Source organism: Leucobacter salsicius M1-8, from assembly GCF_000350525.1.
In the GTDB taxonomy this organism is placed as follows: domain Bacteria; phylum Actinomycetota; class Actinomycetes; order Actinomycetales; family Microbacteriaceae; genus Leucobacter; species Leucobacter salsicius.
Genome location: NZ_AOCN01000024.1, coordinates 1 through 17,091, shown reverse-complemented (window position 1 = coordinate 17,091; position 17,091 = coordinate 1). Strand labels below are relative to the sequence as shown.

Genomic DNA, 17,091 nt, shown 5'->3' with positions numbered 1-17,091 from the left:
GTCTATTCCTCGTCGGCGATGGCGCGCACCGCGTTGCGGTCGGCGATCAGTGCATCGCGCACCTTGCGGCGCAGCACCTTGCCAATGAGCGATTTCGGTAGCTCTTCCCAGATCACATAGGTCGAGGGGCGCTTGTACTCGGCGAGGTGCTCGCGTGCAAGCTCGCGCGCGGCCTCCTCGTCGAAGCTGGCGCCGGGCTCAAGGATCACGGCGACCGTCACGATCTCGGCCCCGCTGCCGCGCGGTACTCCCACGACGGCGGTTTCGGCGATGCCGGGCAGGCGGTTGATCACGGCCTCGACCTCACTCGGCGACACGTTGAAGCCACCAGTGATGATGAGCTCCTTCTTGCGGTCGACGACGGTCACGAAGCCGTCCTCATCCTGCACGACGAGGTCGCCGGTGCGCAGCCAGCCGCCCTCGAGCAGCGTCGCCGCCGTCTCCTCCGGCCGGTTCCAGTACCCCTGGAACACCTGCGGGCCGCGAATCAACAGTTCCCCGGGCTCGCCCTGCGCGACCTCGCGTGCGGGATCATTCTGGTCGACCACTCGAATGTCGGTCGACGGGAAAGGCAGCCCGATCGCACCGATCCGGCGCGCATCGTTAAACGGGTTCGCGAGCGCGACGGGGCTCGTCTCTGTGAGCCCGTAACCCTCGTTGAGCATGCTGCCGGCGGGCTCCTCCCAGCGCTTAACGATCGCGGGCGTCAGCGTCATCGCACCCGAGATCGCGTAGACGACCCCGCTCAGATCGAGCTTGCCGTCGCGCGCGACGCGAGCGAGCCGGTCGAACATGGGCGGCACCGCGGGCACAAACGTCGGCGGGAACTTCTTGGCCGCAGCCTGCACGAGCTCCGGATCAAAGGTCGGAAACAGCACGGCGCGCGATCCGGTCTCGACCGAATAGATGACCGACAGCAGCAGGCCGAACGAGTGGAACATGGGGAGCAGCCCGTAGATGCTGCCCTCGCCGCGTGTGAAGTCGGGCATCCAGGCGGCGCCCTGGCGGGCGTTCGACCACAGGTTCGAGTGCGTAATCATCGCGCCCTTGGGTGTGCCCGTGGTGCCAGACGTGTACTGCAGGCAGGCGACGTCGTCCTTCGTGGGGCGCGGGTGTGAATCGGGCAGGGCCGCACCGCGTTCGAGCGAAGCGAAGGACACCGTGCCGGGCGCGGGAGCGGTGAGCTTATCGCGCGATTCGCGCGCCTTCTGAATCGGCAGTTTGAGTGCCAGGCGGGTGGCGAAAGGCATCGCGCGCGTAATGTCGACGGCCACCACGGTCGTGATTCCCAACTCGGCCGGCATCGACTGGACTGTCTCAGCGAGCTTGTCCCACGTTATTACCACCTGGGCGCCGTGATCACGGAACTGCGTTTCAAGTTCATCGCGCGTGTACAGCGGGTTGTGCTCGACAACGACGGCACCAAGCCGCAGCACCGCGTAGAACGCAACAATGTGCTGCGGGGCGTTGGGCATAATCAGGGCGACCCGATCGCCCTGCCGCACCCCCAGGTTCTTGAGCCCGGCGGCCACGCGGGCTACGCGATCACCCAGTTCGCGGTACGACACCGTCGCGCCGAAGAAGCTGATCGCGTCGCGGTCGTTCCACTGCGCGACTCGTTCGTCGAGCAAATCGTTGAGCGATCCGGTGACCGTTTCGATGTCGACGGGTGTGCCCGGGGCGTAAAAGCGGTTCCAGGCGCGTGTTTCATTCACATGCATGCTTCAACAATAGAAGCGAAACGGCGAGAGTGCGGCTACGACCCTCTAGAAACCGGCCCGAAACGTCGGTGCGGCCTTCGGCAGCGTGCCGTCTTCGAGGCGGGGGCCGAATCCGAATGCACGGTAGGCGGCGTTGCTCACGAACCAGGCGAGACCGGCGACACCAATGCTCCAGGTGCCCGACTCGAATCCACCGGTCAGCAGCAGCGTCACGATTCCGATCGCGAGCAGAGCCATCGGCGCCGCGATGCCGAACGCCGCGTTGTGCAGGCGCACCCGCTCGGTCTTCATGCGACCGCGCTCAGCGAAGGATCCGATGAGTGTGAGGTACGGCAGGAGCGCCACGACAACAGCAATCAAGATTGCCTGCCCGCCCCACCAGGAGCAGCACAGCACGAGCACAACTAACCACACTGCGGCACTCATGCCCCAGGTCACGCGAGGAAATCCCATGCTCCCAATGCTACCGGGCTCCGTTACCGAAGCTCATGTGAGCGTCGATAGGCCGGTGTCGTGGAGCACCGGGATTAGAACGAGCAGCACGATCAGGGTGACCTCGCTGCACAGATCCGGCGCGCGCGACTCGCGCCTCCCCGGCGCGAGGCGGTGATGAGCGCGGGGCACAGCGGCAGCAGTATCGTGTGGGGCCCGACGCGCTCCAGCAGGGCGTAGCGTCCTAGTACTGCTGCTGCGCCTGCGCCCATTCCGCCACCCGGCGTGCGCTCTCTTCTTCGCTCAGGTCCTCGACCCGTGACATGACTGACCATCGCACACCGAACGGATCCCGGATGGAGGCGAAGCGGTCCCCCGATACGAACGTTCCTACGGGTTCGCGCACCGTGGCGCCCGCCTCGACGGCCCGGTCGACCACCGCGTCGACATCGGCGCAGTAGAGACCGATTGAGTAGCAGTCCGATTCTCCCTCGGGCGCAGGCACGAGGCCATAGTCGGGGGTGGGTTCCCCGAACTGCAGCCTGCCGTTGCCAAAGTCCAGGTCGGCGTGCACGACGACGCCGTTCATTTCGGTGACGTCGACGACGCGGGCGCCAAACACCTGCTCGTAGAACTTCACCGCCCGTGCCGCGCCGGGGATCGCAAGAAATGGGGTGAGGCTCGTCGCGCCGTGCGGCACTCCGTTAGTGGTGTGGGTGCCGGTAACGCCGAGGTGCTTCTCTTGAATGCTCATGATGTGACACTACGCCCGAGATAACGCGCGCGTCTTGAAGATTTGCGACACAATGGCGACATGTCTTCGACAAGCGACGCGTATGCCCCGCTCGAGTCTGCGCATGGAGACACTGCCGACGGTCGCGGCATCCTCTACCCCGCCAAGCTCCCCGTGTTTCATCGGGTGACTGCCCCCGCGGATATGGCCGGGCTCGTACGGTGGTTTTGGGTGCCGCGCTGGGACCTCGCTCCCGGACGCACGCTTCGCCAAACACTGTTACCGTTCCCCGCCTCGAACCTGGTGGTCGAGGCCAGCGGGGTCACCTACAACGGCCCGACCACCGGGGTATCGCATCGCGATCTGCGCGGTCGCGGCTGGGCGGTGGGTGCACTGCTGCGCCCTGCGGCGAGCGCCGCGCTCGGCTTTGTGCCGGGAGACAGCGTGGATCAGAGTCTGGAAGTGCATGTGCCCGGGCTCGTGCAGTCGGTGACGGAAGCCATGTCCACGGTGAGCCCCTCCGGCCCCGAGCACGAAGTGGCAGCGCGGGTTTTCTCAGAGTGGATCCGCGGGGCGGCCTCCCCCATCGACGACGCCGGCGACCGCGCAAACAAGCTGGAGTCCCTGGTGGCCTCAGACCAATCGGTGATGCGAGTCTCGCAGCTCGCGGACCGCATGGGCTATTCAGCGCGAAGCATTCAGCGCCTCTCGCGTGACTACATTGGGTTGCCGCCACTCGCGGTGATCCGACGATACCGACTGCAGGAGGCCTCGCAGCGTCTGCGCGACGACCCCCAGGTGACCGTGGGGCAGATCGCTGCAGAGCTGGGGTATGCCGATCACGCCCATCTCGATGCGGATTTTCGCAGCGTGCTGGGCTTCTCTCCCACGAGCTACCGCAGCAACGACGCCTCTCCCCCCAGAACGCCAAGCAACCAAGGTTGACAAGAACCCCGCAAGCAACGTAGGTTGACAGCATGATGTCAACCCAGATTGCCGCCAGCGCGGCAGACACCTCGGACCCACGGGCCGGGCTCCGTGCCGTGGCCTCCTTGCGCGCGCTCACCGAGCGCCTGGAGCTTGCCCAGGTGGAGGCGGCACTCCGGGCGGGCATGTCGTGGCCCGATATCGGCGCAGCCCTCGGCGTCTCGCGCCAGGCCGTGCACAAGAAGTACGCCAAGAAGGTCGACCAGACGATTCCCACCACACGGAGGCACGCATGAACAAGATCACGACCGCGCTCGCCACCTCGCACCGGGTGTCGCTGGCAGCGATGGAGGAGGCCTCGCGCCTCGGGCTGCGCACGGCCGACATCGACCACATGCTGCTCGCCCTCACCCTCGACCCGGGCACCGCGGGCACTACCCTTCGCGACCTCGGGGTCACTCTCACTTCGGCGCGGGAGGCTATTGTTGCCCAGCACGCTGAGCAACTGAGCTCGCTGGGAATCTCGCCCGCCGACGCCCCGGCCGGGCCGATCGTGTTCCACGAGACCGGCGGTTACGAGTGGAGCGGAGCCGCGCTCGCCGTCATGAAACGGGCAAGCGGCGGCAAGAATCGCGGCGACTCGGCGGCGATACTGCGCGCCCTCATCGTGGAGCCCAGCGGAATGATCGAATCGACGCTCGGGCGGCTCGGGACCTCCCCCGATGTCGTCCTTAAGCGGCTGAATGCGACGGAGAACACTGACATTCCCCACGCAAATGAGTCGAACACGAGTTCGAACATCATCGCCAAGTCAGTCTCCTCCCATGTTGCGGCACCCCCGGCAGAGGTGTGGGCCTTGGTCGGCGACCCCGCCCGCATTCCCGAGTGGGATCCATCGATCGCAAGCGTAGCCAGCGGATCGACACCACTGAAGCCCGGAGACTCCCGCATCGCCCGCGCACGGGTGGAGCGCCCCGACGGCGGGCGGATCCGGATCAAACCTGAGTTCACGCGCGTGGGCATTGAGCTCGTGGCTTTCGAGCACCCAAACACTGTGGAATGGCAGTTCTCGTACCCCGATAGTGCGCGGGCCAACAAGCGCAGGGTCACGATTCGCATCGAGGAAGCCTCGGGCGGCACGAGGCTCCGGCTGACCTACAGCTGGGAGCGAACCGGCGCCCGGAGTTCGCTGCGCGGCCTCGTACTGCGCCCGCTGCAGCGACTCGCGACCGATATGCAGGCCTCGCAGCTCGCCGCGGGCATCGGCAGGGCGTTTCGCTAGCACCCGACCGAGTTTCGCGCCGCCATTCGCCGCCCGAGGCATGCGAAGATGAGGCACATGGCAACCAAGAAGCCCGCAATGTCTCCCTCCGACGTCCCTGCCCAGCAGCTGCTTGATGGCATCACGGGGCCGCGCCGCGCAGAGGCCGAGGAACTACTCGCGCTGTTCAGCGAGGTGAGTGGCGCGGAGCCGGTCGTGTGGGCGGGCCGCATTGTCGGCTTCGGTCAATACGAGTACCGCTACGACAGCGGTCACGGCGGCATCGCCCCGCGCTATGCGTTCGCCTCGAACAACCGACAGCACACCGTGTACCTCGCGAACGATTTTGCCGACCGTTGGCCCGAACTCGTCGCGCGGCTGGGCTCCCCCAGGACCAGCAAGGTGTGTCTGTATCTGACGCGCCTTACCGGCGTGGATCGTGACGCCTTGCGTGAGCTCCTCACGCTCTCCGCTGAGTCCGTCGACGCCTAGGCAGCTCCGGACCGCCCCGTCGCCGGGGCCACCGGTTGCCGCAGGATCGTGCGGAGCTTCTCGGGCGCGTTGCGGCGCGGGTCGCTCAGGTAGATCTCGTGGTGCCGACCCGTGGGCGTAAGCCCGTTCGCGGGCACGAACTCGTGATGTAGCCGTTCGAGCACCGGGCCCTCATCGTCGAACGAGCCCACGTGCAGCGTCTGCACACAGCGCCCCTCCGCGAGCGACGTCAGGCGCACGTCGTTGAGCTTGTCGGGCGCGCCCTTGGCGCGCACTGCGGCGAGCGCGCCTTCGAACATGTGTTCGGGGATCCAATCGGGGACCATCAGCATCATCGTCCAGCGCCACTTCGTTTTGTCGCGGGCCACTGTGAAGGTGTCCATATCGTCAGCCCACCACAGCCCTTCGAGCGGCGGCACGACGTAGTCGCGACCCAGCTCCCGCTTGCTCGCAAACTTGAGCGCGTAGGCCACGGGGTACAGGGCGGCGAGCGCGGCTGCATACTCGGCAGAGGTGTTGGGGTCGCCCGCGCCATCGATCATGAGATAGCGCATCTCGGGCAGCTCGAGCATGCGAAATTCGCCCTGCTTGGCCCGGTATCCGTCGAGCGTCTTCTTGAAATCGATTTTGTCGACCATGGGGTCATTCTCCACTAGTTCCCGGCGAGCAACTACCCGCGGCCAGGGAGCCTACTCATGTGCCAACGTCGTTCAATGCCCATCGACGATGGACATGATGGCCGCAAACAGGAAGAGGCCCGGGACCACGTAGAGCAACACCATCGAGATCGCCCAGGCTACTCCCCTGAGGATTCCCCACCAACCCGTGCGGAAATCGAGCATCCTCAGCCGTGCACCTCGCGCATCGACGACGCGTCGCGGCTCAACCCAGGCCTCCCCCGGGGATTGCACGGCTGCCAAGATCGCGGCTACGGTGAGGGAGTCATTTTGGCCGGGCACGCGTTCGTCGCGATACCGTACGGCGGCACTCGCGATCGGTGGCAGCGCCCCCTGCAGCAGGGCATCAACCGCGCGCCACGATTCTGGGTCCGTGAACCGTCGGTGCCCCGGCACAAAAAAGGTGACGCGGTGATCAATCAGCTCTATGTGGAACGTGCTGGCGCTGTCGATCAACGCGGCCATCACATCAGGAACCAATATGAACAGGGCGTCGCGCTCGTACCCGCTGGGCGCGTAGGCGTGGAACCAGGAGTCGAAATCGCCTTCCAGTGGCAGTCGCTGGGAGGGCGCCACCCACACCGGCAGCTGCTTCGCCAGGTCACCTGCCCGATGCGACTTCAGCACGAGGTGAGGCACCGGCACGGCAAGTTGCACCGACAGGTAGCTCCATTGGTCACCGCTGTTGCGTCTACGACTCAAGTTGCCGAATTCAACTTCGCCGCGTGTGAAGCGAGGGTGAAACAGCGTGGCGCGGCCACCGCTGGTAATCAGTCCCGGGAATGTGCGTTGATTCGTCGGCGACGAGGTGAAGCCGTTGGCCACACCAGTGAGTTGTTGCCGCCATTCGGCCAGGCGAGCGGGCGATGAGGGCGACTTGCGCGCCCACTTCACGAGGGCATAGGTGACGGCTCCCCAAGCGATGAACACTACGACAACGATAGCCATGTCACGCACGTCAGTTGGGGTAATGCGGTTGTCCTGCAGCGTATCGATGCGGACACCGAGAACAAACCAACTGACAGCCAACGCCCACAGCAGCAAACAATTGTTGACGTGCAAAAGAAGCTGGCGGCGCGTAGGCACCCAGTGAGGACGTTCTGTCGTCTGCGTTCGCGCGATGCCCCTAGCCACCTCGTCATCTGTAGCTTCCAACCAACGCAAATCCACTCAGAATTCCTCCCTGGGGGCATCACAGATCCCCTCCGCTGATCGAGACTATCGAACGTGGTCGCCGCAATCACCGCAAGCACCCAGCGCGAGCCGACATAGCCGCCGTGATACGTTTTTTCGATGGACCGGTTTGCGGCGATCCCCGGCGGGGCTGTGCTCCTTAAGGACGCACGACGCCAGTCGGAGCGCACGGTGCAACTCGCTCCGTTCACCATCTGCCGCACCGTTGTTACCGAGGCTGAATTCTCCGCGGGATGCTTCCTCGATCACCCCGCAAGTACGGCGGCGAGCGCGGGACTTCCTGCCCACGGTGTCAGGTGGATTGATGCCGTTGCCTGGTGCAATGCCGCCTCGGTCGCGGCGGGACTCGCCCCCGCATACCGGATCGAGGGGTCGCACGTGTACTGGAATCCACTCGCCAATGGCTTCCGCCTCCCCACTGAGGCTGAATGGGTTCATGCGGCACAGGGCGGCGGATCCGGTCCCCGCCATGGCGCGCTTGCCGATATTGGGTGGAGCGCCCTCGACCAGACCGCGGGGCCGCAGCCCGTCGGGCTCAAGACCGCCAACGCGTTTGGGGTCTTCGACGCACTGGGCAACGTGTGGGAGTGGTGCTGGGACCGGCTCGACCCTGCCCGATACGGTGACTACCGCGTGCTCAAGGGAGGCGGCTGGGCCGACCCGGAGTGGAGCTGCCGGGTGGGCGTGCGCCGCGGCAATGCCCCCGATGCGCGCGTGGAAGACGTGGGCTTTCGCGTGGTGCACGGCGCGGCGACGGACGACCTTGGCAATGACGACTGGCAGGGCTGGTCCGTGCGGGCCGACCGCGATCGGGCTGCGCTTCCCGGGCCGCTCCCGGTGGGCTGGACACCGCTCGCGTCCGCCGAATCACCCGAACGGTACTTGCGTCAACTCACCGAGGCCGAGGACGTGCGCAGTAGACTGGGCAGCATGAGCACCCGGGGTCAGAATTGATTCGAATCACCACTGGCACATCCCCGCTCGATGAACAGTTGAGCGCCACCCATGATGCGTTTCTTGCCGAGCGACCGCCAGGTGCCGAAGAGGACGTGCATATGCTTGCTGCCCTCGTCGACCACGTCATCGAACACTGCAGCGCCCCCGGGGATCTCGTGTTGGATCCGTTCGCGGGCTTTGGCACCACCATCGATCGAGCTGTGGCGCTTGGCCGGCGAGCAATCGGCATCGAATTGCTGCCGGAGCGCGTTGAGCCGCTGCAGCGCCGGGTGCCCGGGGCGCGCATCATTGAGGGCGATGCCAGGGAGCTATTGAAGCTCGTGGTCGGCGCCGAACTCCCGTATGCCGAAACGAGCGTGCAGCTCGTGCTCACGTCACCGCCGTACATGACCGAGTCGCACCACGAAGCTGACCCGCTCACCGCTTACGAGCGCGACGGCGGCGATTACCACCGCTATCTGGCCGAACTGGGTCTCGTCGCCGCCCAGTGTGCACGGCTCGTCGCCCCAGGAGGCTTTGTCGTGTGGAACGTCGCCGACATTCACCACATGGGTCAGACGACCCACCTCATTCGAGACTGCGGGCGGGTGCTCGCCCAGCACCTCACCCCACTAGGAGTCACTGAGGTGCGGTGGGACGCCTACCCCCATGACCTGGTGGCCGACGCGTTGCTCGTGTTCCAGCGGGAGCCGATGCGCTAGACGCCCTACGCAATCACTTGTCGGCGAAGTCCACGATGGCGAGATTGAGCGGCAGCTCGTTCGTGCGAGGCTCTGCTACAGCTAACTTTCCAGCAAGAAACATACCGGTGAGGTTGTCGTCTGCGTCTGCAATCAGTTCGGGGGCAACCTGGCCGCTGTAGTCAAAGTTCTTAAGTGCGTAGGGCAGCGAGTCCGACTCGAGCAAGCTCGGCCCGTCCATGAGTTGGAAGTGCAGATGGGACGCATTTTCGTTGCCCGTGTTGCCCAGCTTGCCCAGCACGTCCCCCTCGCTCACCTTGTCCCCTGCCTTGACGCTCACTGACCCCGAGATCATGTGGGCATACATCGCGTACACGCCGTTACCTATGTCGAGAATGACGTGGTTGCCGTCGACGTTCTCGACCGTGAGCTTGCTCGCGAGCTTGGGGTCATCCGCAGGTAGTGTGCCGGGAATGTTCGCTTGCATACCGTCGAGAATTGAGACCACCGTGCCATCGGCGACGGCGAGAATCTCCGATCCATAGTCGACGTAACTTTCATTCTTCGTCTTGTCGCCCGAATAGAACTCGCCCTTGGGGTTGACTCGTTTCCAGTCAATGGCAAACCGCTGACTGTTGTTGAGCTTGCCGTTCACGGACATCACAGAACTGCGATGCGGAAACCCGGGTTCACAACACCCGTTCAATGCGATCCAGTCACTCCCGCGAACGGGCGGCGCAATGACGGGAAGCGTCTCGTCAGAAAGCGCGAGCGGTGTTGTGAGGTAGCTAATCTTTGCCGGCACCCCAAACGCGGGCGAATTCGCGCCCGTGCCGGTGATGCGATGCAGCAAAGCCTTGGGGGCGTCGTCGAGCGAATCGAACGTGAAATCGACAAACACGACCCGCGATTCTTGGGGCGGGATCTCGGCGGAATCGATGTACTTGGCGGGCAAACCTCGCAGCCGATTGCAGTCCCCAAAACTGCAATCCGGATCTATGAGTGAGGTGCCAGAAAAGCTTGCGATCACGCGCTTCTGATCAAAACCATCCACCACTTCAAGCTTCTCGAGCGTCGCGGGTTCTCCCGTTGCGTTCGTCAGCTGCAGGTCATAGGCGATGTGAAACTTGCCGTCAGTGCCTTTGAACGGGAGCGGCTCGTTTCCGATCGGGATCAGGGTCAGCGCGGTGAATGCATCGGGAACCGTCACCCCCGCCACCGAATCCACGGGAGGACTTGCGGGAGTATCTGGTTGAGCTTGCGTGCAAGACGTTACGAGCAGCGCGGTCGCCGCGAGTACTGCCAGAAGGGTCGTTCGCTGGAATGTGCGTTGCTTCATCGCAGTGCTACTTTCTGTCGTTGATCGACAGCCGTTACCAAACTAAGAGTATCTTTGGCGAGCATCCAGCACCACGATTGATTTGACCCGCATAGAATCGCATCAACCCGACGACTCCCAAACGACCAGGCAGCGAGGCCCAGATGAACACCATCAGGTTTGACCACGCGGGCATCACGGTACGAGATCTCGACACCGCAGCCCACTTCTTCAGCGCACTAGGGCTGGAGATCGAGGGACGCACGTTCGTCGAGGGCGAGTTCATCGACACCGTCACCGGGATCCCAAACTCACGGTCTGAGATCCTCATGATGCGCTTCCCGGAAGGAGGTGCCGCCATCGAGCTATCGAGCTTCGTGCGGCCTGAGCCCGAGCCCGGGTCGCCCGCCCCGATGGCAAACGAGATCGGAATTCGCAGCGTGGCGTTTGAGGTGAGTGACCTGCGTTCGCACATTGACCGGCTCGCCGCCATCGGCTACGACCTTGTCGGCGGCGTCAGCGAGTACGAGGGTGCCTGGCGCATGGCCTACGTACGGGGCCCCGAGGGCATCATTGTCGCGCTCGCCGAACAACTTCGGTGACGTCGCGCTGGCGCCTACCGCTCCCGTAGGTAGCGTGCAATGATGACGCCACCGGCAGTCGTGGCGCTGTGCGTGAGCGAGAACCCGGCGAACTGGCCCAGCCCGTCGAACATGCGCTTGCCGCCTCCGATGATGAGCCAGTTGCCACCACATACTTCGGCATCTCATTCATGGCCGCAACGGCCGGGTCGCGCTCATCGGCCTGCGCCCAGGCATCGCGCAAGATCTCGTATGAGCGCCGTCCCAGCAGCATGCCCGCCGCCTTTCCGCCCACCCGCTCGACGCGGGGCATTACTCGAACGCCGCCGCCCGCATACCGGTGATGTAGGCGGCTTGCGCAACATGCTCGGCCGCATCGACCGACATGCTGACCATGCGCGCTGCGAGCGTCACCGGCGGGTCCCAGCGCTCATCCACGATCCGCCCGAGCTCCCCCTCGTCGAGCGCGGCCAGGTAAGCGACCTGCGCCTCAATCACGGCGTTCAGGTGCTCAATCAGCAGATCCGGATCATGTACAACGATCGCTCGCGCCTGGCCCGGTGCATGACCGTAGCCGTGCTCGCGGTCTCCGACCTCGAGCACGAATCGTGCAGCAAACCCCTGAGCGACCCACACCGATTCGCCGCCGGAGAGGTCGACAAGCTGCTCGTCGATCTCGCGGGCAGCGTGCCACAGCAACCAGGCAATCGAGTTGTCGTGGTGCGGGTGTGTGTTGAGGAACTCGACCGAAAGCTGTGCTCGCACGTGTTCGGCCGCGGCTTGCGGACGACGAGCCAGATCAATCAGAATCTCGATGGCATTCATGCTTGCCTTTCCACCTCAGCGGGAGCCCGGTCAGGCCGACCCGGCGGCCTTACGAATGTGCGCCGTGACGATGCGTTCCGTCTCGGGCGTGAGCGCGACAAGTGCGAATGACGTGGCCCAGAGATCACCATCATCGAGCTGCGCCGCTTCCTCGAAGCCGAGGGTCGCGTAGCGGGTCGTGAACTTCGACGCAGCCTTAAAGAAAACCACGATCTTTCCGTTCTCGTTGGCGTAGGCCGGAAACCCGTACCAGGTCTTGGGAATCAGGTGGGCTGCTTCAGCTGACACGATGCGGTGGATCCCCTCGGCAAGGACGCGATCCGGATCCTCCATCTCCGCAATCGCATCGAGGATCGCCGCTTCCCCCACCGCCCGATTCTTGCCGATCTTCTCTTGCGCTCGTAGTTCGGCCGCGCGCTGCTTGACCGCCTCACGTTCCTCTTTGGAAAGGCCACCAGATGAGTTCGCCACTGTGTTCTCCTCGCTCCGTTGCGATCAGGTCGGACCAGAGCCGTCGTGAACCCAGATCCTTACTTCAAGGATTCCATTCATCTGCCGCGTATGCCAGTGTGGGCCTCATGGCATTTCAGGAAGTTATCGAACTGGTCGGCAAGATCATTGACGCGGGCGGGGCCGCTGCGATGCTGGTTGGGGCGCTCGCCGCAACGATCATGGCGATCCGAGATGCTGTACGCCGCAGGCCAGGCATCTACACTCGGTTTCGCCAATTTCTGGGGCGCGCAATTTTGCTGGGGTTGAAGCTGCTCGTCGCGGCAGACATCATTCGCACCGTCGCGATCACCCCCACCCTTATGGACGTCGCCGTTCTGGGCGGCATCGTGCTTATTCGGACGTTCTTGAGCTGGTCCCTCGAACTGGAAATGTCGGGGCATTGGCCCTGGCAGAAGAAGCCCTCTGAGTCCGTCGCACCGGCGGAGCCGGCTGCGTCGACCTAATCGCGGCTAGGCCTGCCCGCCTGTCCCCTTGTTGGTGACCTTATAGGGCTTGCCTTCTTTGTCGTAGGTGATCCACTCGCCCACGGGCTCGCCCGCCGCAAAGTGCCCGGATCGCTTCAGCGTGCCCTCGATCCGATACCACTCCCAATAACCGACGGGGATCCCTTCCTCAAGCTTGCCTTTCGACCACCGGGTCACGCCGTTCGCGTGGTACTTGATCGTGAAGCCGTCGACGACCTCGGACTTCTTCTCGTTGGGAGCCATGCGGTCATTCTAAGCCGCTGAAGCGACCCCGGGAATTGACCGGCTCTTGAGGTCGCTTCTTCAGCTGCCTGTCATGCTGCGCTGCCTATATGGTTGGGGCATGATCCGGATCCCCGCCGCCGTAGCCTTCGCTGTAGCCCTGACGATTGCGGTTACTGCGTGCGCCGCGGAGTCGAGCGATGTCAGCGGTGAGCACGAGGTCAACGACCCGCGCACGGCCACCGGCACGTTGATATCTGCCGACGGCCAGACCACAGGGCGGGTCGAAGTTGAGATTGAGAATGTCACCGATGGCTTCGGGGAGACCAGTCCCCTGGCGACCGTCCAATTCTTTGACCTCACGACGCCGTATTCCCATGTGACCCTCGGAGGGTCGCTTGCGCCGAGAGGCGATGACCCCTGCTTCGACACCGGAATTCGTTCGGCCGGCGGGAGCATAGTCCCCGCCCAGGATGGCACCGCGACGGCTGTGATGCCTGCCGAGGCCGAGGGCAATCTCCTCTATGAAATCGTGCTCCATCTCGATTGGACTCAGGTGGATGCCGAAATCGAGCCCTGCATGCAGCCGGTGGTGGCTCGCGCCCGGCTCACCTGGGACGATTAAGTCGCGGAACTTCGCCACCCACGCAGTACGAAACACAATGGGCCCTCTCCTGGTGAGGAAAGGGCCCATTGAGCTCGCGGCTGATCCGGCGACTATTTCTTAGTCGATCGTCAGCTCGCCCATTTCACCCCACGAATCGCCTTCGACCTTGCGGGAGACAATCTTCGGAGTAGAGACGAGCGCAGGGCGCATGGCTTCGAGGCCGGCCTTGAAGTGATCGCTGTTGACGTGAGCTCCTGCAGCCTCATCATCAAGGAAGGCCTCAACGAGAACAAACTCGCTGGGGTCCTCGATGCTGCGAGACCAGTCGAACCACAGGTTGCCTGGTTCCTGTCGGGTGTTCGAAGTGAACGGGCCCACGAGGTCCATGAACTGTTCGGTGTATTCAGCTTTGGTCTTGAACTTGACGACGATAAAGTACATGGTTTGATCCTACGTAATGCGCTTACAGAAGAACACATTCCGTCTCAGATAATGAGAATGCAACGTGCCTACCAGCCCCGGGCGCGCCACTCTGCAAGGGCTGGACGCTCTGCCCCCAGCGTCGTGAACGCACCGTGGCCGGGGAGCACGACGGTGTCGTCAGGATAGACGCCGAAGAGTCGATCTTCGACGTCGGTGATGAGGGATTCGAACCGTTCGGGGTCATCTCCGGTGTTGCCCACTCCACCGGGAAACAGTGAATCACCGCTGAAGATAATCGAGGATTGATCATCGCCAGCACCTTCGAGGACGTACGCGATCGATCCGGGTGTGTGACCACGCAGGTGTACTGCCTTGAGCCGGATCCCGCCAAGTTCAATGAGATCGCCATTATCCAGCATTCGGTCGGTGGTGCTGCCTGATTCTGCTTGAATGGCGGCTGCGTCGGCGCGTCCAGCTGCCGTGGGTGCCCCCGTTGACTGAGCCAGTTCGTGCAAAGCGCGCACGTGGTCCCAGTGACTGTGCGTGGTAGCGATGAGCTTGATTTCGGTTGGCTCCTCAGAATCGCTCGCCGCGGTCTGAATGAGCTCGCCGATCGCCGCGGCGTCCGCTGCCGCGTCGATGAGGATCTGGGCGCCGGTCGCCTTCGACGTCAACAGGTAGACGTTATTGGCCACTTCAGAGACGACAATTCGGCGAATCGTGATAGCGGGAAGGTCAAAAACAAGGCTAAATTCCGTCATGGTTTCAGGGTACTCCGGCGTTAGTCTCAGCGGGGAGATTGATCCGATCGTTCTCATTTCCTGAGAGCACGACCGCCCTGGCTGGAGTTAGCCGCCCGATCGCAGGTACTTGCTGATGCTATTTGCAGTGGTTCTGAGTGCGGATTCAACTTCACGTTCGCGGCCCACCATGCGCCGGCTTTCTGCACTCACCGAGACAGCGCCCACGATCATTCCTGCGCTGTTGTGGACGCCCACCGCGGCACACGTTTGCCCCAGCACAAACTCGTCCCGTTCCCACGCAATCCCGTTGAGCATGACCCCATCCAGGTGCGTTGAAAGCTCGCTCGGGCTTGTAATCGTCTTGTCTTGAACAGTTGGAGTCCCATGCACGTCGAGATACTGTTCCCGCTGGTGCTCGCTCATGCCGGAAAGCATGATTTTACCGAAAGCCGTGGCGTGCGCAGCTTCGTGGAATCCGAACGTAAGGGGCGTCAGACGGGGGCTTGCGGGCGAGTCCACCACAAACGCGACAACAACATCGGCGCCGCGATACACGGCGAAGTAAGCCGCCATTCCGACGAGTTGGTGGAGCTGAGCGATGAGCCCCTTCACCTGAGAAGGAACACCGACTTGGCGGTGCAGCGATACTGCCAGCTGATGCGGCTTATAGCCGAGTTCGAACCGCCCCTCGTTCTTCAGATGCACGAGATACCCCGTGGTAACAAGTGTCTTTGCGAGTCGATACACGCTGGGCATCGGGTACCCCAGCGCCTCTGAAATCTCCTTCGCGGACGCGCCACCCCGTTCGGCCACGAACTCGAGCACCGCAAATGTTTTTTCGAGCGGGGACGCCTTCTCGGCAGGGTGCTCAGAGAGTTCTGCAGGTGGTTGATGGTTCACGGTGTCCCAGTCTTCGGGTTTCTAGGGCTTGTTCATTGCGTCACCTAAGCCTAAGCGCAAGTGCTGCGCTCCAAGCAACTTCAACAGAGTTCGCGCCATTCGACGATCGCTATCTACGTGACCGGTCGGATACAAGCGGGCTGCTCTCGCAATCTATTAGATTGGCTGCATGGAGCATGAAAGAGCTACGAGAGGTCGGCCCGTGTGGGGCCGCACGGCTCTGTGGTTCTTCCTGGGTACGGTGTTGCTCACCTACGTCGGTGTCGGATCGAACACCATTCCGGGCGGTGGCTGGATGCTGTGCCTCATTGTTGCGATCACAGGTGGCCTGGCGCTGGCGATTACGTCTTTCGTCAAGGGCGAGCCACGAGGCCCCGCGATTGCGGCGATCATCTTGGCGTCTGCGCTACCGGCGCTGGTGTTCTTTGGAATGTTTATCTTTTTCACGTTTTTCTATATGAGCTAGATCAGCGTGGTGCGGCCTTTAGCCTGAAAATGCAGACAAGCTGAAGTCATTTCTTCTGGCGTCAGCAAACGCAAAGCATGCCCAACCAATAACGCATCATTTCGGTCGACTAAGTACCCTTGGAACCATGCTTACTAGCACGGCACTGGAGATCGATGTAACGTCCGATATTCGTAGTGACTCCCGGGGCAAGGATCCAGATCGCTTCAGTCCGACGCTTCGGCGGTCGCACCAACTCCTCTGGAGCAAACCGCTTCCAAACGGAAAACCGTTCCTACTTGAAGACAGGTACCCTAACGGATACCTTTACCATCAATCTGATATGGGAACGTATCACCTCTCAAGTGACATGATTATCCGGACGTTCCGCCCGACACTGCGCATGAGACCCATCATCTCTCTTATCCCCGAGGCCGATCAGCTCAGTTTTAGCCGCATAGGATGCACAGTTGGCGGCACCACGATTTTCCCCGGAAACCAAATCAACGGCCAGCATACGATCAATCAAGCTCGAGGCACCAGTCGAGCTGTTGAGGACCGTTTCGATCTAACCCTCGAATGTATTCGTCGATTCTATGACGGAAACTCGAGCCCTCTTTCGAAGGTCTTTGATCGGTATGTAGACTTTTTCAACCTGTTTGAAACATTTCAAGGATATGCAGATTTCTTCCACTTCCAGGATCTAGTTTCGGAAGACTACTCGGAAGTTCACTTCTTCTCCTCTTGGGTAGATTTCTCCTCACCCGCGCTTCCACAAAGCCTTAGGGAATACGGCGCCTACCGCGATCGGAATCTGGCCTTTGTCGAGAACCGGAATGCGCGCATCCGAGAATGGGCAACGCGAGAACTTTCAGATTGACAATGGCATCGCACCGATTAATCTGTCCGTAAGTCTCCGTCGATCATCCAGCTTGCTTTACTAAAGGCGGAGCTTCGTCCTGAGCTAGATTCGACC

General features: G+C 62.7%; 23 protein-coding genes. 11 read left to right on the top strand and 12 right to left on the bottom strand.

Features of this window, described 5'->3' with window-relative positions; genetic code table 11:
- Positions 1 to 2: 2 nt before the first annotated feature.
- The 3 genes from C795_RS15950 to C795_RS0111715 form a co-directional block, all read right to left on the bottom strand.
- Entirely contained in the window at positions 3 to 1,721 is a 1,719-nt protein-coding gene (locus C795_RS15950) for a long-chain-fatty-acid--CoA ligase (RefSeq protein ID WP_033349703.1), read from the bottom strand.
- A gap of 45 nt (positions 1,722 to 1,766) precedes the next feature.
- Positions 1,767 to 2,174, bottom strand: coding sequence for a hypothetical protein (locus C795_RS15945; protein WP_017793945.1), 408 nt, complete (start codon positions 2,172 to 2,174; stop codon positions 1,767 to 1,769).
- A gap of 223 nt (positions 2,175 to 2,397) precedes the next feature.
- Entirely contained in the window at positions 2,398 to 2,907 is a 510-nt protein-coding gene (locus C795_RS0111715) for a VOC family protein (protein ID WP_017793943.1), read from the bottom strand.
- Positions 2,908 to 2,967: 60 nt separating this feature from the next.
- On the opposite strand from C795_RS0111715, the gene C795_RS0111710 reads away from it, so the two are divergent.
- From C795_RS0111710 to C795_RS0111695, 4 genes are read left to right on the top strand one after another with little or no spacing between them, the layout of a single operon-like run.
- On the top strand, positions 2,968 to 3,831 hold the full coding sequence (locus tag C795_RS0111710; protein WP_017793942.1) for a helix-turn-helix domain-containing protein: 864 nt from the start codon (positions 2,968 to 2,970) through the stop codon (positions 3,829 to 3,831).
- A 32-nt stretch (positions 3,832 to 3,863) separates the two neighbouring features.
- Positions 3,864 to 4,109, top strand: a complete 246-nt coding sequence (locus C795_RS0111705; protein WP_017793941.1) for a hypothetical protein — start codon at positions 3,864 to 3,866, stop codon at positions 4,107 to 4,109.
- Positions 4,106 to 5,095: an SRPBCC family protein gene (locus C795_RS0111700; RefSeq protein ID WP_017793940.1), complete on the top strand. Its 990-nt coding sequence runs from the start codon at positions 4,106 to 4,108 to the stop codon at positions 5,093 to 5,095. Before C795_RS0111705 ends, C795_RS0111700 begins: the two co-directional genes overlap by 4 nt.
- 57 nt (positions 5,096 to 5,152) lie before the next feature.
- Complete coding sequence (locus C795_RS0111695) at positions 5,153 to 5,566, top strand: DUF1801 domain-containing protein (protein ID WP_017793939.1); 414 nt, start codon at positions 5,153 to 5,155, stop codon at positions 5,564 to 5,566.
- On the opposite strand, the gene C795_RS0111690 is transcribed toward C795_RS0111695, so the two are convergent.
- Positions 5,563 to 6,204 carry a GyrI-like domain-containing protein gene (locus C795_RS0111690; RefSeq protein WP_017793938.1) on the bottom strand — a complete coding sequence of 214 codons (642 nt, stop codon included), beginning with the start codon at positions 6,202 to 6,204 and terminating at the stop codon, positions 5,563 to 5,565. The two genes, C795_RS0111695 and C795_RS0111690, sit on opposite strands and share 4 nt — an antisense overlap.
- Positions 6,205 to 6,276: 72 nt before the next feature.
- Positions 6,277 to 7,413: a hypothetical protein gene (locus C795_RS0111685; RefSeq protein ID WP_157487104.1), complete on the bottom strand. Its 1,137-nt coding sequence runs from the start codon at positions 7,411 to 7,413 to the stop codon at positions 6,277 to 6,279.
- A 123-nt stretch (positions 7,414 to 7,536) separates the two neighbouring features.
- Here C795_RS0111685 and C795_RS16995 point away from each other — a divergent pair, with 123 nt between their 5' ends.
- A complete protein-coding gene (locus C795_RS16995) occupies positions 7,537 to 8,391 on the top strand; it encodes a formylglycine-generating enzyme family protein (protein ID WP_017793936.1) in 855 nt (284 codons plus the stop codon).
- A 38-nt stretch (positions 8,392 to 8,429) separates the two neighbouring features.
- Entirely contained in the window at positions 8,430 to 9,095 is a 666-nt protein-coding gene (locus tag C795_RS0111675) for a DNA methyltransferase (protein WP_232225484.1), read from the top strand.
- A gap of 13 nt (positions 9,096 to 9,108) precedes the next feature.
- Here C795_RS0111675 and C795_RS15935 read toward each other — a convergent pair whose 3' ends face one another.
- Positions 9,109 to 10,413, bottom strand: a complete 1,305-nt coding sequence (locus C795_RS15935) for a M23 family metallopeptidase (protein WP_157487103.1) — start codon at positions 10,411 to 10,413, stop codon at positions 9,109 to 9,111.
- Positions 10,414 to 10,556: 143 nt separating this feature from the next.
- Between C795_RS15935 and C795_RS0111665 the strand changes: the two genes are divergently transcribed.
- Positions 10,557 to 10,994 carry a VOC family protein gene (locus C795_RS0111665; protein ID WP_017793933.1) on the top strand — a complete coding sequence of 146 codons (438 nt, stop codon included), beginning with the start codon at positions 10,557 to 10,559 and terminating at the stop codon, positions 10,992 to 10,994.
- A 291-nt stretch (positions 10,995 to 11,285) separates the two neighbouring features.
- Here the strand turns inward: C795_RS0111665 and C795_RS0111655 are convergent, their stop codons facing one another.
- Positions 11,286 to 11,798 carry a mycothiol transferase gene (locus C795_RS0111655; RefSeq protein WP_017793931.1) on the bottom strand — a complete coding sequence of 171 codons (513 nt, stop codon included), beginning with the start codon at positions 11,796 to 11,798 and terminating at the stop codon, positions 11,286 to 11,288.
- 30 nt (positions 11,799 to 11,828) lie between these two features.
- On the bottom strand, positions 11,829 to 12,269 hold the full coding sequence (locus C795_RS0111650; RefSeq protein ID WP_017793930.1) for a hypothetical protein: 441 nt from the start codon (positions 12,267 to 12,269) through the stop codon (positions 11,829 to 11,831).
- A 107-nt stretch (positions 12,270 to 12,376) separates the two neighbouring features.
- Between C795_RS0111650 and C795_RS0111645 the strand changes: the two genes are divergently transcribed.
- Positions 12,377 to 12,754, top strand: coding sequence for a DUF1622 domain-containing protein (locus tag C795_RS0111645; RefSeq protein WP_033349706.1), 378 nt, complete (start codon positions 12,377 to 12,379; stop codon positions 12,752 to 12,754).
- 6 nt (positions 12,755 to 12,760) lie between these two features.
- On the opposite strand, the gene C795_RS0111640 is transcribed toward C795_RS0111645, so the two are convergent.
- The gene (locus C795_RS0111640; RefSeq protein ID WP_017793928.1) at positions 12,761 to 13,018 is read right to left on the bottom strand and encodes a toxin-antitoxin system YwqK family antitoxin; all 258 of its coding nucleotides are present in this window, start codon (positions 13,016 to 13,018) and stop codon (positions 12,761 to 12,763) included.
- Positions 13,019 to 13,118: 100 nt separating this feature from the next.
- Between C795_RS0111640 and C795_RS0111635 the strand changes: the two genes are divergently transcribed.
- Positions 13,119 to 13,622: a hypothetical protein gene (locus C795_RS0111635; RefSeq protein WP_157487102.1), complete on the top strand. Its 504-nt coding sequence runs from the start codon at positions 13,119 to 13,121 to the stop codon at positions 13,620 to 13,622.
- 99 nt (positions 13,623 to 13,721) lie between these two features.
- On the opposite strand, the gene C795_RS0111630 is transcribed toward C795_RS0111635, so the two are convergent.
- From C795_RS0111630 to C795_RS15930, 3 genes are all read right to left on the bottom strand, one after another.
- On the bottom strand, positions 13,722 to 14,045 hold the full coding sequence (locus C795_RS0111630) for a putative quinol monooxygenase (protein ID WP_017793926.1): 324 nt from the start codon (positions 14,043 to 14,045) through the stop codon (positions 13,722 to 13,724).
- Positions 14,046 to 14,113: 68 nt separating this feature from the next.
- The gene (locus C795_RS0111625) at positions 14,114 to 14,788 is read right to left on the bottom strand and encodes an MBL fold metallo-hydrolase (protein ID WP_017793925.1); all 675 of its coding nucleotides are present in this window, start codon (positions 14,786 to 14,788) and stop codon (positions 14,114 to 14,116) included.
- 87 nt (positions 14,789 to 14,875) lie between these two features.
- A complete protein-coding gene (locus C795_RS15930) occupies positions 14,876 to 15,670 on the bottom strand; it encodes an IclR family transcriptional regulator (protein WP_017793924.1) in 795 nt (264 codons plus the stop codon).
- Between the two features lie 169 nt (positions 15,671 to 15,839).
- Between C795_RS15930 and C795_RS0111615 the strand changes: the two genes are divergently transcribed.
- Both C795_RS0111615 and C795_RS17260 read left to right on the top strand, forming a co-directional pair.
- Entirely contained in the window at positions 15,840 to 16,136 is a 297-nt protein-coding gene (locus C795_RS0111615; RefSeq protein ID WP_157487101.1) for a hypothetical protein, read from the top strand.
- 127 nt (positions 16,137 to 16,263) lie between these two features.
- Complete coding sequence (locus C795_RS17260) at positions 16,264 to 16,995, top strand: DUF6994 family protein (RefSeq protein WP_157487100.1); 732 nt, start codon at positions 16,264 to 16,266, stop codon at positions 16,993 to 16,995.
- Positions 16,996 to 17,091 lie beyond the last annotated feature (96 nt).

Excerpts from the sequence above, each read along its gene's own strand:
- C795_RS15950 (WP_033349703.1), bottom strand. The coding sequence starts at position 1,721 with ATGCATGTGAATGAAACACGCGCCTGGAACCGCTTTTACGCCCCGGGC.
- C795_RS15945 (WP_017793945.1), bottom strand. The coding sequence starts at position 2,174 with ATGGGATTTCCTCGCGTGACCTGGGGCATGAGTGCCGCAGTGTGGTTA.
- C795_RS0111715 (WP_017793943.1), bottom strand. The coding sequence starts at position 2,907 with ATGAGCATTCAAGAGAAGCACCTCGGCGTTACCGGCACCCACACCACT.
- C795_RS0111710 (WP_017793942.1), top strand. The coding sequence starts at position 2,968 with ATGTCTTCGACAAGCGACGCGTATGCCCCGCTCGAGTCTGCGCATGGA.
- C795_RS0111705 (WP_017793941.1), top strand. The coding sequence starts at position 3,864 with ATGATGTCAACCCAGATTGCCGCCAGCGCGGCAGACACCTCGGACCCA.
- C795_RS0111700 (WP_017793940.1), top strand. The coding sequence starts at position 4,106 with ATGAACAAGATCACGACCGCGCTCGCCACCTCGCACCGGGTGTCGCTG.
- C795_RS0111695 (WP_017793939.1), top strand. The coding sequence starts at position 5,153 with ATGGCAACCAAGAAGCCCGCAATGTCTCCCTCCGACGTCCCTGCCCAG.
- C795_RS0111690 (WP_017793938.1), bottom strand. The coding sequence starts at position 6,204 with ATGGTCGACAAAATCGATTTCAAGAAGACGCTCGACGGATACCGGGCC.
- C795_RS16995 (WP_017793936.1), top strand. The coding sequence starts at position 7,537 with ATGGACCGGTTTGCGGCGATCCCCGGCGGGGCTGTGCTCCTTAAGGAC.
- C795_RS15935 (WP_157487103.1), bottom strand. The coding sequence starts at position 10,413 with ATGAAGCAACGCACATTCCAGCGAACGACCCTTCTGGCAGTACTCGCG.
- C795_RS0111665 (WP_017793933.1), top strand. The coding sequence starts at position 10,557 with ATGAACACCATCAGGTTTGACCACGCGGGCATCACGGTACGAGATCTC.
- C795_RS0111655 (WP_017793931.1), bottom strand. The coding sequence starts at position 11,798 with ATGAATGCCATCGAGATTCTGATTGATCTGGCTCGTCGTCCGCAAGCC.
- C795_RS0111645 (WP_033349706.1), top strand. The coding sequence starts at position 12,377 with ATGGCATTTCAGGAAGTTATCGAACTGGTCGGCAAGATCATTGACGCG.
- C795_RS0111640 (WP_017793928.1), bottom strand. The coding sequence starts at position 13,018 with ATGGCTCCCAACGAGAAGAAGTCCGAGGTCGTCGACGGCTTCACGATC.
- C795_RS0111635 (WP_157487102.1), top strand. The coding sequence starts at position 13,119 with ATGATCCGGATCCCCGCCGCCGTAGCCTTCGCTGTAGCCCTGACGATT.
- C795_RS0111630 (WP_017793926.1), bottom strand. The coding sequence starts at position 14,045 with ATGTACTTTATCGTCGTCAAGTTCAAGACCAAAGCTGAATACACCGAA.
- C795_RS0111625 (WP_017793925.1), bottom strand. The coding sequence starts at position 14,788 with ATGACGGAATTTAGCCTTGTTTTTGACCTTCCCGCTATCACGATTCGC.
- C795_RS0111615 (WP_157487101.1), top strand. The coding sequence starts at position 15,840 with ATGGAGCATGAAAGAGCTACGAGAGGTCGGCCCGTGTGGGGCCGCACG.
- C795_RS17260 (WP_157487100.1), top strand. The coding sequence starts at position 16,264 with ATGCTTACTAGCACGGCACTGGAGATCGATGTAACGTCCGATATTCGT.